The 12292-nt window shown below is 75.6% G+C and carries 8 protein-coding genes; 4 read left to right on the top strand and 4 right to left on the bottom strand.

Annotated elements, in window-relative coordinates; all coding sequences use genetic code 11:
• Positions 1-6: 6 nt before the first annotated feature.
• A complete protein-coding gene (locus Q3W71_RS03620) occupies positions 7-1659 on the bottom strand; it encodes a bifunctional diguanylate cyclase/phosphodiesterase (protein WP_302917828.1) in 1653 nt (550 codons plus the stop codon).
• Between the two features lie 208 nt (positions 1660-1867).
• Between Q3W71_RS03620 and Q3W71_RS03625 the strand changes: the two genes are divergently transcribed.
• Positions 1868-2245 carry a PH domain-containing protein gene (locus Q3W71_RS03625; protein ID WP_302917829.1) on the top strand — a complete coding sequence of 126 codons (378 nt, stop codon included), beginning with the start codon at positions 1868-1870 and terminating at the stop codon, positions 2243-2245.
• Positions 2246-2396: 151 nt separating this feature from the next.
• On the opposite strand, the gene Q3W71_RS03630 is transcribed toward Q3W71_RS03625, so the two are convergent.
• The gene (locus tag Q3W71_RS03630) at positions 2397-3323 is read right to left on the bottom strand and encodes a 2-hydroxyacid dehydrogenase (RefSeq protein ID WP_302917830.1); all 927 of its coding nucleotides are present in this window, start codon (positions 3321-3323) and stop codon (positions 2397-2399) included.
• Between the two features lie 221 nt (positions 3324-3544).
• Here Q3W71_RS03630 and Q3W71_RS03635 point away from each other — a divergent pair, with 221 nt between their 5' ends.
• From Q3W71_RS03635 to Q3W71_RS03645, 3 genes are all read left to right on the top strand, one after another.
• The gene (locus Q3W71_RS03635) at positions 3545-5365 is read left to right on the top strand and encodes a SpoIIE family protein phosphatase (protein ID WP_302917831.1); all 1821 of its coding nucleotides are present in this window, start codon (positions 3545-3547) and stop codon (positions 5363-5365) included.
• Positions 5366-5493: 128 nt separating this feature from the next.
• The gene (locus Q3W71_RS03640; RefSeq protein WP_302917832.1) at positions 5494-6669 is read left to right on the top strand and encodes a sorbosone dehydrogenase family protein; all 1176 of its coding nucleotides are present in this window, start codon (positions 5494-5496) and stop codon (positions 6667-6669) included.
• A 49-nt stretch (positions 6670-6718) separates the two neighbouring features.
• Positions 6719-8296 (top strand): metallophosphoesterase, encoded by a 1578-nt coding sequence (locus tag Q3W71_RS03645; RefSeq protein WP_302917833.1) that lies wholly within the window; start codon positions 6719-6721, stop codon positions 8294-8296.
• Positions 8297-8310: 14 nt separating this feature from the next.
• Here Q3W71_RS03645 and Q3W71_RS03650 read toward each other — a convergent pair whose 3' ends face one another.
• Entirely contained in the window at positions 8311-10668 is a 2358-nt protein-coding gene (locus Q3W71_RS03650; protein WP_302917834.1) for a transketolase C-terminal domain-containing protein, read from the bottom strand.
• Between the two features lie 115 nt (positions 10669-10783).
• On the bottom strand, positions 10784-12283 hold the full coding sequence (gene gatB / locus Q3W71_RS03655) for an Asp-tRNA(Asn)/Glu-tRNA(Gln) amidotransferase subunit GatB (protein ID WP_302917835.1): 1500 nt from the start codon (positions 12281-12283) through the stop codon (positions 10784-10786).
• Positions 12284-12292: the final 9 nt, after the last annotated feature.

Genomic DNA, 12292 nt, shown 5'->3' on the forward strand with positions numbered 1-12292 from the left:
GGGGCCTCAGCGGAACGCGGAGGGGAACTCCTCGAAGTACGCCTCCACCCGCTCCGCGGTGGCCGGCCGGGCCAGCGCGAACCCCTGGCCGTAGCGGCAGCCGGCCCGGCACGCCCCCTCGACGTGGGCGGCCGACTCCAGCTCCTCGGCGACGATCTCCAGCCCCAGGCGGTCGCCGACGTTCACCACCACGTCGATCAGTGGGCGCTCCGGATCCGCCGGGTCGACCAGCTCCGGGCCGACCTTGAGCAGGTCGATCGGCAGCCGGCGCAGTTGCGCGAGCGAGGCGTGCTCGGCCCGGAAGTCGTCCAGCGCGGTGCGGATGCCGAGCGACCGCAGCCCGGCCAGCCGGGCCACCACGGTCGGCAGCTCGGCACCCACCCGCGGCTCGGCCACCTCGACCACCAGCCGGTCCGGCGGCACCCCGTACGCGTCGAGCACCGCCGCGGTACGCGGCACGAAGTCCGGCGAGACGAGTTCGGGAACGCTGACGTTGATCGCCATCCAGAGTTGCCGGCCGCCGGTGGACCAGGCGGCGAGCTGGCGGCAGGCCCGCTCCAGCACCCAGCAGCCCACCTCCCCGACGAGGCCCAGGTCCTCGGCCACCGGGAGCAGCTCGGCCGGCAGCACCGTGCCGAACACCGGGCTGCGCCAGCGCAGCAGCGCCTCCGCGCCCACCGGAAGCCGGTCGGCCAGCCCGACCACCGGCTGGTAGACCAGGTCCAGCTCGCCCCGGGCGAGCGCCCCCGGCAGCTCCCGCTCCAGGTCCAGCCGGCGGACCAGCTGCTCCTCCAGGTAGGCGTCGTACCACTCGACCCGGTCCCGGCCGAGCTGGACGGCCCGCCGCCGGGCCAGGTCGGCCTGGCGCAGCACGTCCTCCGGCCCGGATCCGGCGATCTCGGCCAGCCCGATGCTGGCCCGCAACCGCAGCACCGCCCCCGGCACCGGATAGGGCTGGGTGAGCGCGGCCAGCAACCGGGTGCCCAGCGCGTACGCCAGCACCGGGCCGGCGGCGGTGAGCACGGCGAACCCGGCGCCGCTCGGCTCGGCGAGCAGGTCCCGGGGGCCGAGCACCGCGCGGGCCCGGCGGACCGCCTCGGCCAGCACGTCCTCGCGGACCGCGTACCCCGGCCCCTCGGCGGCGGCGGTCAGCTCGACGACCAGCAGCGCCCCGGACGGCACCGGCGCGTCCCGCAACGCGTCCAGGGCGCGCACCAGGTGCGCACGGTCGGCGGGCACCGACGCACGGCCGGCCGGCGGCTCGGCCGGCGCCCGCCGCTCGCCGAGCAGTTCGCGGAGCACCAGCGGCGGCACCACCGCCAGGGCGAGCAGGACGGCGGTCGGGTCGGCCGCACCCGCGCGGAGCTGGTGCCCGGCGCCCAGCACGGCCAGCCCGAGCACACTGGACGCCCCGACCAGCTGGCAGCGCCCGACCCCGCCGTACCGGTAGGCCTCGGTCAGCGTGACGAGGGCGCAGGCGGCCGGCGCGCCGAGCGCCACCGCCACGGCGAGCCGGGCCGGGCCGCTGAGCCCCTCGGGCAGCAGCAGCCACGCGGCGAGCACCAGTGCCACCGCCGGGCAGGCCGCGTCGGCGGCGTGCCGCTGGAGGCGTCGGGACGCCGGCGGGAGGGAGACGAGGGAGGGGTACGGAAGGGGCACGGCGATCGCCTTCGTGAGGGGGGCACGGGGCGGTGCGGGGCGCGGGCGGCGGCGCGGAGCCGAGTCCACCGTCCACCAGAGCCGAACGAGGGACGGCCGGCCGGGTGACGGGCACCGGACAGTGACCCACGTCACTACCGGGGTCGATCCGCCCACCCGGTTTCCGCCCGACGGGAACGGCACCGGGCCGGGGTGGGATCATCGGGGGGTGAGCCGCTCCGACACCGTCCGCTTCCGCTACAACCAGGCGATCCTGGTCGCCGCGGTCATCGCGGCCATTGGCGCCCTGCCGCTGGCCAGCGCCCGCTGGTACCTGCTGCCGGTGCTGCTCGTGCCGGTGGCGGTCGGGCTCTGGGCGTGGCGGGCCGGCACCGACGCCGACGCCCGGGAGCTGCGCCTGCGGGCGCTCGCCGGGCAGCGCCGGATCGGCTGGGAGCACGTCGTCGAACTGGCCACCGACCCCCGCGGGCGGGCGGTCGCCCGGCTCGACGACGGGCAGCAGGTGGTGCTGCCGGCGGTACGCGGCACTGATCTACCCCGACTGGTCTCGGCGACCGGGCAGGCCCTGCCCGGCTCGGCCGGCTGAGCCGGGGCCACCCTTCCGCGCCGCGACCGGCGCGGCCGCGGCGACCCGCCCGGCCGCCCGTCAGCGACAGCGGGTGCCGTCCGCGACAGCGCCAGCCCGTCCGCGGCAGCGGCGGGCCGGTCCGCCACGGCTGCCGGCGCCGGGCGGCGGCTCAGTAGCCGTCGACCACCGCGTTGATCAGCGGCTCACCGGCCGCGAACCGCCGCACCTGGTCGCCGACCAGCCGGTACGCGCGCGGCAGCAGTCCCCGCACCGAGCCGGCCACGTGCGGGGTGAGCAGCACGTTCGGCATCGCCCAGAGCGGGTGGTCGGCGGGCAGCGGTTCCGGGTCGGTGACGTCCAGCGCGGCGGAGATCCGGCCGGTGGACAGCTCGGCGACCAGCGCGTCGGTCCGGGCGACCGGCCCGCGGGCGGCGTTGACCAGCAGCGCGCCGTCCCGCATCGCGGCGAGGAACTTCTCGTCCACCAGCCCCCGGGTCCGCTCGGTCAGCGGCACCAGCAGCACCACCACGTCCGCCTCCGGCAGCAGCCGGGGCAGCTCGTCAACGCCGAACACGCCCTGCTCGGGGCGGGCGGTACGGGCGACCAGCGTGAAGTCGACCTCGAACGGGGCGAGCCGGGCCCGCACCGCCGAGCCGATCGAGCCGGCTCCGACGATCAGCACCCGCTTGCCGGCCAGCTCGTCGGTGGGCGCCACCGCGTCGTACGCCCACTCCCGGCGGGCCTGCGCCCGGGCCAGGGCGGGAAAGGCGCGCAGTTGGGACAGGATCGCGGCGACCACCCACTCGGCGGTGGACGGGTCGTGCACCCCGCGCGCGTCGCAGAGGGTCACCCCGGCCGGGATCCGGCCGACCCAGGCGTCCGCCCCGGCGGAGAGCAGCTGCACCACCTCGAGGTCGGGCAACTCGCGCACCAGCGCGGCGGCGGCCGGACCGGCCAGGAACGGCGGCACCCAGAACCGGACGCCGGCCACGTCCGAGGGGAGCCGGGCCCGGTCCTCGGCCACCTCGACCGTGACGCCCGTCGGCGGCTCGCCGAGCAGCGCGCGCCCGGCCTCGTGCGGGATCCATACCTTCACGCCCGCCGACCCTATGCCCCCGCCCCGGTGGCCGGCCGGTCGGGGCGGATCCCGGCACCCGGACGGGTGCCACCCGGTGACCGAGCCGACCGGGCGGCGCGGGGTGACGCAGCCGACGACCGCGACCGCCCCGGCGGCACGAGTCGCCGCCGATTCGCCGGGGTATACGGGTGGCCGGAGTGCCGCCGGCCTCCCTCCGCCCCTCGCCAGACAGGTGCACGATGACCGACGGCCCCCGTGGACAGCGCACTCCGCCTTCCGTGCCGAGTACGGGGCTGGCCGACCCGGGCCGGCTGCGGTCGCTGGACGAGACCGGCCTGGGGCCCGCGCCGGACGAGGCGTTCGACCGGTTCGCCCGGCTGGTCGGTGACCTGCTCGACGTGCCGGTGGCGCTGGTCTCGCTGGTCTCCGCCGACCGGCAGTTCTTCCCCGGGGCGGTCGGCCTGCCGGAGCCGTGGGCCGCGCTGCGCGAGACGCCGCTGAGCCACTCGTTCTGCCAGCAGGTGGTGGACATCCCGGCGCCGATGGTGCTCCCGGACGCCCGGCTCGATCCCCGGGTGCGCGACAACCGGGCGGTGCCCGACCTCGGTGTGGTCGCGTACGCCGGGATGCCGCTGACCGACCTGGCCGGCCGGGTGCTCGGCGCGCTCTGCGCCATCGACAGCAGACCCCGCGCCTGGACCGCCGACCAGCTGCGGACCCTCGCCGACCTGGCCGCCGCCTGCTCGTCGGAGCTGCGGCTGCGGATCGCGCTGGACGGCGCCGAGCAGGCCCGGCGGCGGGCGGAGGAGGCGCACGCCCGGCTGGAGCTGCTGGCCGGGCTGAGCGAGACGCTGGCCGGCACGCTGGAGGTGTCCACCGCGCTGCGCCGGCTCGGCGAGACCATGGTGCCGCTGCTGGCCGACTGGTGCCTGGTGACGCTGGTCGGGCCGGACGGCTCGCCGTACGAGGTGACCGGGACCCACCGGGACCCGGCCCACGCGGCCGACGTGGCGCGCTTCGCCGACCTGATGCGCACCCGGCTCAGCCCGGAGTCGATCACCCGCGCGGTGCTGCGCACCGGCCGTCCGGTGCTGGGCGGCGCCGGCGGTTCCGCCGACGTCCGGCGCGGCACCGTCGGCCCGGAGATGCCGGAGATCGCGGCCCGGGTCGGCTTCGCCTCGCACCTGACCGTGCCGGTCACCGACACCGGGCGGGGCCGGGTGCTCGGCACCATCACCCTGGTCAACGGGCCGGGCCGGCGGAGCTTCGACGACGGCGACCTGCTCACCGCGCTGGACATCGGCCGCCGCGCCGGGCTGGCGATCGGCAACAGCTCGATCTACGGCGAGCAGCGGCACGTCGCCCACGTCCTGCAACACAGCATGCTGCCGCACCTGCCCACCACCCGCGGCCTGGAACTGGCCGCCCGGTACCAGCCGGCGGCCGACCGGGTGGAGGTCGGCGGGGACTGGTACGACGCGTTCGTCCAGCCCGACGGGGACCTCGTCGCGGCCATCGGGGACGTCGCCGGCCACGACATCGAGGCGGCGGCCACCATGGGGCAGTTGCGCAACCTGGTCCGGGGCAACGCCTTCGGCCGGCCGGACGCCCCCGGCGAGCTGATGAGCCACCTGGACGAGGTGATCCGGGGGCTGCGCATCCCCTCCGCCGCCACCGCCATCCTGCTCCGGCTGCACCGCGACGGCGCGGGCGGCTGGTCGGTCAACTGGTGCAACGCCGGGCACCCGGCCCCGCTCGTGGTCCGGGCCGACGGGACGGTCCGGGCGCTCGCCGGGGCCCCGGAACCCCTACTGGGGCTGGCCCGGCCGGTGCCCCGGACCACCCGGACCACCGGCCTCGCCCCGGGCGACACCCTGCTGCTCTACACCGACGGCCTGGTGGAACGGCGGGACCGGTCCATCGACCACGGCACCTCGGAGCTGCTCGACCGGCTGGCCGGCACCCACGCCCTGCCGCTGGCCGAACTCTGCGACCTGCTGCTGGCCGGGGCCGCCAGCCGGGAGGACGACGTCGCGCTGCTCGCCGTCCGGGCCCGCTGACCGCACGCCGTTCGGGCCGGCCGAACCGGAAGCGCGGGGCCACCCCGGCGGCGGCCACCCCGACCGCGCACCGCGGGTCGGCTCCGTCGGGCCGGTTTCCGGGGCCCCGGCGGGCTAACCTTGGGCCGGTGAGCGCCCGTCCCCCGTACCCCCGCACCCGCCGCCTCCGGGCGGCCGTCGCGGCGCCGTGCGCGGCGCTGCTGCTGGCGGTGACCGGCTGCAGCTTCGGCGAGCCGGAGCCCGACCCGGCCGGCGAGCCGCCCAACCTCCCGACCCCCTCGGCCACCGCCAGCCCCGGCGGCGCGGGCCAGCAGGTCGTCACCACCGTGCTGGCCAAGGGGCTGCGGGTGCCGTGGGGCATCGCGTTCCTGCCCGACGGCGGCGCGCTGGTCACCGAGCGGGACACCGCCCGCATCCTCAAGGTCGGCCCCGAGTCGGGGCCGGACGGGCTGAAGGTCACCGCTGTGCAGACCATCGCCGACGTGGCCGCCGCCGGCGAGGGCGGCCTGATGGGGATCGCCGTCTCCCCCGACTACGCCCGGGACCGGTCGGTCTTCGTCTACTACACCACCGAGCAGGACAACCGGATCGCCCGGCTGCGGCTCGGCGAGGAGCCGACGCCGATCCTGACCGGCATCCCCAAGGCCGGCATCCACAACGGCGGCGGGCTCGCCTTCGGCCCGGACGGCCGGCTCTACGCCAGCACCGGCGACGCGGGCGACCGGCCGCAGTCGCAGGACCCGAAGCGGCTCGGCGGCAAGATCCTGCGGATCACCGCCGACGGCAAGCCGGCGCCGGGCAACCCGTACCCCAACTCCCCCGTCTGGTCGGTCGGGCACCGCAACGTGCAGGGCCTGGCCTGGGACGCCGGCAAGCGGATGTACGCCGTCGAATTCGGCCAGAACACCTGGGACGAGATCAACGAGATCACCAAGGGCCGCAACTACGGGTGGCCGCAGGTCGAGGGGCGCGAGGACGACAAGCGCTTCGTCAACCCGGTCGTCCAGTGGCCGACGTCGGACGCGTCCTGCTCGGGAATGGCCGCTGTCGACCGGGTGTTGGTCACCGGGTGCCTGCGGGGCAAGCGCCTCTGGCTGGTCGAGCTGACCGACACCGGCACCGTCCTCGGCCAGCCGCGGGAGCTGCTGACCAACCGGTACGGCCGGCTCCGGGCGGTGGTGGCCGCCCCGGACGGCTCGCTCTGGGTGAGCACCTCCAACCACGACGGGCGGGGTGACCCGGCGCCGGAGGACGACCGGCTGCTGCGGTTGGTCTTCGCCGACGGCGGGGCCGGCCGGAGCTGACGGCGCCCGCGGGTTTGTCAAGATCCTTCACTGGGCAGGTCGGGAACACATGGATGGGCAGCAGAACGAGGAGCACGGCGGCGGAGGCGAGGAGACTCCGGTGACCGGCCACGCCCCCGACGTGCCGTTCGGAGCGCGCCCGGGCACCCGGCCCGACTGGCGCCGGCCGGTGCGCCGGCTGGGGGTGACCCTGGCCGTGCTGGCGGTCACGCTGGTCGGCGTGGTGCTCGGCGTGCTGGCCGGCGGTCAGGTGAGCACCGACATCGGGCCGTTCCACGCCGACCTGCGGGTGGCCCCGGCGACCAGCGGCAGCACCACCGTCGACATCCCGCCGCTGGGCGCGCTGCTGCTCGACAGCCACGACGGGCCGACCCACCTGACAGTGGAGCTGGGCGCGCTCGACCAGGGGCGGACCGAGGCACTGCTCGACGACCCGGCGAGCATCAACCGGGCGAGCCAGTCCGCGGTCGACGACGTCCGCGAGGGGGTGATGCGGCTCGGCCTGCGGACCGTCGCGTCGGCCGTGCTGGTCACCCTGGTGCTGGCCCTGCTGGTGTTCCGCAACGCACGGCGGGCGGCCTGGGCCGGCACGCTCGCGCTGCTGGTCACCGCCGGCAGCCTCGGCGCCGCCGCGGCCACCCTGCGCCCGCAGTCGATCGAGGAGCCGCGCTACGAGGGGCTGCTGGTCAACGCCCCGGCGATCGTCGGCGACGCGCGCCGGATCGCCAACGACTACACCCGCTACGCCGAGCAGCTCCAGCGCATCGTCGGCAACGTCAGCCAGCTCTACACCACGGTGTCGGCGCTGCCGGTCTACGAGCCCGAGCCGGACACCACCCGGGTGCTGCACGTCTCCGACATGCACCTCAACCCGACCGGCTGGCAGCTGATCCGCACGGTGGTCGAGCAGTTCGGCATCGACGTGGTGATCGACACGGGCGACATCACCGACTGGGGCAGCGAGCCGGAGGCCAACTACGTCGGCTCGATCGGGCTGCTCAAGAAGCCGTACGTCTTCATCCGGGGCAACCACGACTCGGGCCGGACGGCGGCCGCGGTGGCCCGCCAGCCGAACGCGATCGTGCTGAACAACAGCACCACGACGGTCGCCGGACTCACCATCGCCGGCATCGGCGACCCGCGCTTCACGCCGGACAAGAACACCTCGCCGGCCGGCAGCGGCCTCACCCGGCAGGTCGCCGACCAGGTGATCGGCGCCGGCGAGCAACTGGCGGCCACGGTGCGCAGCTCACCGCAACCGGTGAACATCGCGCTGGTGCACGACCCGGCCTCGGCGGGCCCGCTCTCCGGTACCTGCCCGCTGGTGCTCGCCGGGCACACCCACAACCGGCAGGTGTCGAAGCTGCCCGAGGTGGCCGGGCAGATGCCGACCCAGCTCATGGTGCAGGGCTCCACCGGCGGCGCCGGGCTGCGGGGCCTGGAGGGCGAGAAGCCGACCCCGCTGACCATGAGCGTGCTCTACTTCGACAAGGACAAGCTGCTCCAGGCGTACGACGACATCACCGTGGGCGGCACCGGCCAGGCCCAGGTGAACCTGGAGCGGCACATCGTGGAGAACCCGAAGGCCGGCGCCCCGGTCCCGGTCACCCCCACCCCGACCCGCTGACCCGCCGGGGCGGCTCAGCGCAGGGCTAGGGCGGCCAGGGCGGCGTTGACGATGCTGCCGGGCAGCAGGTCGTGCAGCTCGTACAGCTCCCCGACGCTGCCGGACTGGCCGAACTCGTCCACCCCGAGCGGCACCGCCGGGGCGCCGAGCGCCGAGCCGAGCCAGGCCATCGCGTGCGACGCGGCGTCGTGCACGGTCACCACCGGCACCCGGTCGGCGAAGGCGGTGCGCAGCGCGCCCGGCACGCTCGGCACGGTCGCGGTGCGCACGCCCTGGCGCAGGGTGCGCTGCCAGGCCCGGTAGAGCCGGTCCAGGCTGGTCACGTCCACCACGTGCGCGGCGATGCCCTCCTCGGCCAGCTCGGCCGCCGCCGCCAGCACCTCGGGCAGCACCGCGCCGGACGCGGCCAGCTGCACCACCGGCGCGTCGGCCAGGTGCGGGTACGCCTGGTGCGCGTCCACCAGCCGGTACGCCCCGGCCACCGCCTGCCGGCGCAGCACCGCGTCGCCCAGCCGGGCCCGGGCCGCCTCGAACGGCGCCTGGTCGATGGGGCGGGTGCTGAGCCGGAAGTAGTACGCCCCGTCCTCGGCCGGGGCGGCGGTGGCCGACGGGCTCGCCCCGCCGGCGATCTGGCCCAGCGCGTCGCAGAGCAACCAGTCCAGGGTGGTCGCGTACGCGGGCTCGACGAAGGTCACGCCGGGCAGCTCCAGGCCCACCGAGGCGGTGATGGTGGACTGGTGGGCCCCGCCCTCCGGGGCGAGCGTGATGCCCGACGGGGTGCCGGCGACCACGAACCGGGAGCCGGAGTACGTGCCGTACAGGAACGCGTCCAGGCCGCGCAGCACGAACGGGTCGTAGACGGTGCCGACCGGCAGCAGCGGCTGGCCGGACAGGTCCCAGGACAGGCCGAGCTGGCCGAGCAGCAGGAACAGGTTCATCTCCGAGATGCCCAGCTCGATGTGCTGCCCCGCGGGGCTCTCGGTCCAGCGCAGCATCCGGTCCTCGGTCCAGGAGCGCTGCTCGGTCGGGGCGAACACCCCTGTCTTGTTGATGAAGCCGGCGAGGTTGGTCGAGGTGGCCACGTCCGGCGCGGTGGTGACCAGGTACTTCCCGACCTCGGGGTCGCGGGCCAGATCGACCAGCACCCGGCCGAAGACCTCCTGGGTGGAGATCGGCTTGTTGGCGCGTACCCGGGTGGTCTCCGGGACGGTGATCCCCAGCGCCCGCCGGCGCGGCGGGCGGGACAGGGTCTCCCGGCGCTCGCCGGCCCGGATGCCGGCCGCCGACGCCGGGTCGAGGCGGTCCCACTCGGTCTGCGGGGTCAGCCCGTGCGCCGCGCGCAGCGTGTCGACCTGTTCGGTGGAGAGCAGCGCCGAGTGGTTGCGCGGGTTGCCGGCGATGGGCAGCCCCCAGCCCTTCACCGTGTACGCGAACACCACGCTGGGCCGGTCGGTGACCGCGTCGCACTGGGCGTACGCGTCGAGCAGCGCCGCCAGGTCGTGCCCGCCGAGATCGGTGACCAGCGGCCCCAGCTCCTCGTCGGGGATGTCGGCGATGAACTCCGCGATGCCGGCCGGCGCGCCGTCGAGGAACTGCTTGCGCAGCGCGGGGCCGGCCAGCCCGAACAGCGACTGGTACTGCTCGTTGGGCATCGCGTCGATCCAGGACCGCAGCGCGTCGCCGCCCGGGCGGGCGTACGCCTCGGCGAGCTTGCGGCCGTACTTGACCTCGACCACGTGCCAGCCGGCCGCCTCGAACTGCCCGCGCCACTGGTTGATCCGCACCCCGGGGACGACCCGGTCCAGCGACTGCCGGTTGAAGTCGACCAGCCACATGACGTTGCCGAGCCCGGTGGTGGCCGGGTCGGCGACCGCCTCCCAGATGTTCCCCTCGTCCAGCTCGGCGTCGCCGATCAGCGCGATGAACCGGGACCGCGGGCGCGGCCCGAAGTGCGCGTCGACGTAGCGCCGGGTGGCGGCGGCGAACAGCGGTGCCGCCGCGCCGAGCCCGACCGAGCCGGTGGAGAAGTCCACCCCGTCCGGGTCCTTGGTGCGCGACGGGTAGGACTGGAGGCCGCCCCGGGCCCGCAACTTCGTCAGGTACGACCGGTCCAGGTTGCCCAGCAGGTACTGGATGGCGTGGAACACCGGCGACGCGTGCGGCTTGACCGCCACCCGGTCCTCGGCGTCCAGGTGCGCGAACCAGAGCGCGGTCATCGCGGTGACCAGCGACGCGCTGGACGCCTGGTGCCCACCCACCTTCACCCCGTCGCCGGTGTCCCGGTCGTGGTTGGCCGCGTCGACGATCCGGGTGGCGAGCCAGAGCACCCGCCGCTGGATCTCGTCGAGGACGTCGAGGTCGTGTTGGTTCACGGTGGCTCCATCCGGGCGTCGCCGTTGACGCCCTGCCGAGGGGTGGCGCGGGTCGCGCGCGTTGCGGGCGGGACGGGCCGCCACCGGGTCCCGGCGGCGGCCGTCCGCTGGTGGTTCAGCCCTGGACGCCGAGGCGCGCCAGGATCAGCTCGCGGACCGTCTTCGCGTCCGCCTGGCCGCCGGTGGCCTTCATGACCGCGCCCACCAGCGCGCCGGCCGCGGCGACCTTGCCGCTGCGGACCTTCTCGGCGATGGCCGGGTTGGCGGCGATCGCCTCGTCGACGGCGGCGGTGAGCGCGCCGGTGTCCGAGACGACCTCCAGGTTGCGGTTGGTCATGATCTCGGTCGGCGAGCCCTCGCCAGCCACCACGCCCTCCAGCACGACCCGGGCCAGCTTGTCGTTGAGCTTGCCCGCGTCGACCAGGCCCTGGAGCTCGGCGACCTGCGCCGGGGTGGCCCCGACGTCGGCCAGCTCCACGCCGGTCTCGTTGGCCCGCCGGGACAGCTCGCCCAGCCACCACTTGCGGGCGGCGGCCGGGCTGGCGCCGGCGGCCACTGTCTGCTCGATCAGCTCGACCGCGCCGGCGTTGAGCACCGACTGCATGTCCGCCTCGGACAGGCCCCACTGCTCCTGCAGCCGGCGCCGGTGCAGCCGGGGCAGCTCCGGCAGGGCGGCCTTCAGCTCGGCGACCCAGGCCGGGTCCGGCGCGAGCGGCACCAGGTCCGGCTCCGGGAAGTACCGGTAGTCGGTCGCGGTCTCCTTGGACCGGCCGGGCGTGGTGTCGCCGGTGTCCTCGTGGAAGTGCCGGGTCTCCTGGGTGATCCGGCCACCGGCGTCGAGGACGGCCGCCTGCCGCAGCATCTCCGAACGGACCGCCCGCTCGACCGAGCGCAGCGAGTTGACGTTCTTGGTCTCGGTGCGGGTGCCCCACTCCTGCCCGGGCAGGTTGAGGGAGGTGTTGACGTCGCAGCGCAGCGACCCCTCCTCCATCCGCACGTCGGACACGCCCAGCGAGCGGATCACGTCACGCAGCTCGGTGACGTACGCCCGGGCCACCTCGGGAGCGAGCGCGCCGGTGCCGGCGACCGGCTTGGTGACGATCTCGACCAGCGGGATGCCGGCCCGGTTGTAGTCGACCAGCGACTCGGTCGCGCCGTGGATCCGGCCGGTGGCGCCGCCGACGTGCAGCGTCTTGCCGGTGTCCTCCTCCAGGTGCACCCGCTCGATGCCGATCCGCACCAGCTCGCCGTTCACCTCGACGTCCAGGTAGCCGTCGACGCAGAGCGGCTCGTCGTACTGGCTGATCTGGAAGTTCTTCGGCATGTCCGGGTAGAAGTAGTTCTTCCGGGCGAACCGGCACCACTGCGCGATGGAGCAGTTCAGCGCCAGGCCGATCCGGATGGTCGCCTCGATGGCCGCCTTGTTCGCCACCGGCAGCGAGCCGGGCAGGCCCAGGCAGACCGGGCAGACCCGGGTGTTCGGCGCGCCACCGAAGTCGGTCGGGCAGCCGCAGAACATCTTGGTGTTCGTGCCCAGCTCGACGTGGGTCTCCAGGCCGATCACCGGTTCGTAGCGCGCGACGACCTCGTCGTACGCGGGCAGTGTCGTCGTCATCGGTGCTCC

Origin of the sequence: Micromonospora sp. C28SCA-DRY-2 (genome assembly GCF_030519475.1) — a bacterium.
Taxonomy (GTDB): Bacteria; Actinomycetota; Actinomycetes; order Mycobacteriales; family Micromonosporaceae; genus Micromonospora.

Bases quoted from the DNA above. Each gene is read 5' to 3' on its own strand.
- Q3W71_RS03635 (WP_302917831.1), top strand. From the start codon at position 3,545: ATGACCGACGGCCCCCGTGGACAGCGCACTCCGCCTTCCGTGCCGAGT.
- Q3W71_RS03645 (WP_302917833.1), top strand. From the start codon at position 6,719: ATGGATGGGCAGCAGAACGAGGAGCACGGCGGCGGAGGCGAGGAGACT.
- gatB (WP_302917835.1), bottom strand. From the start codon at position 12,283: ATGACGACGACACTGCCCGCGTACGACGAGGTCGTCGCGCGCTACGAA.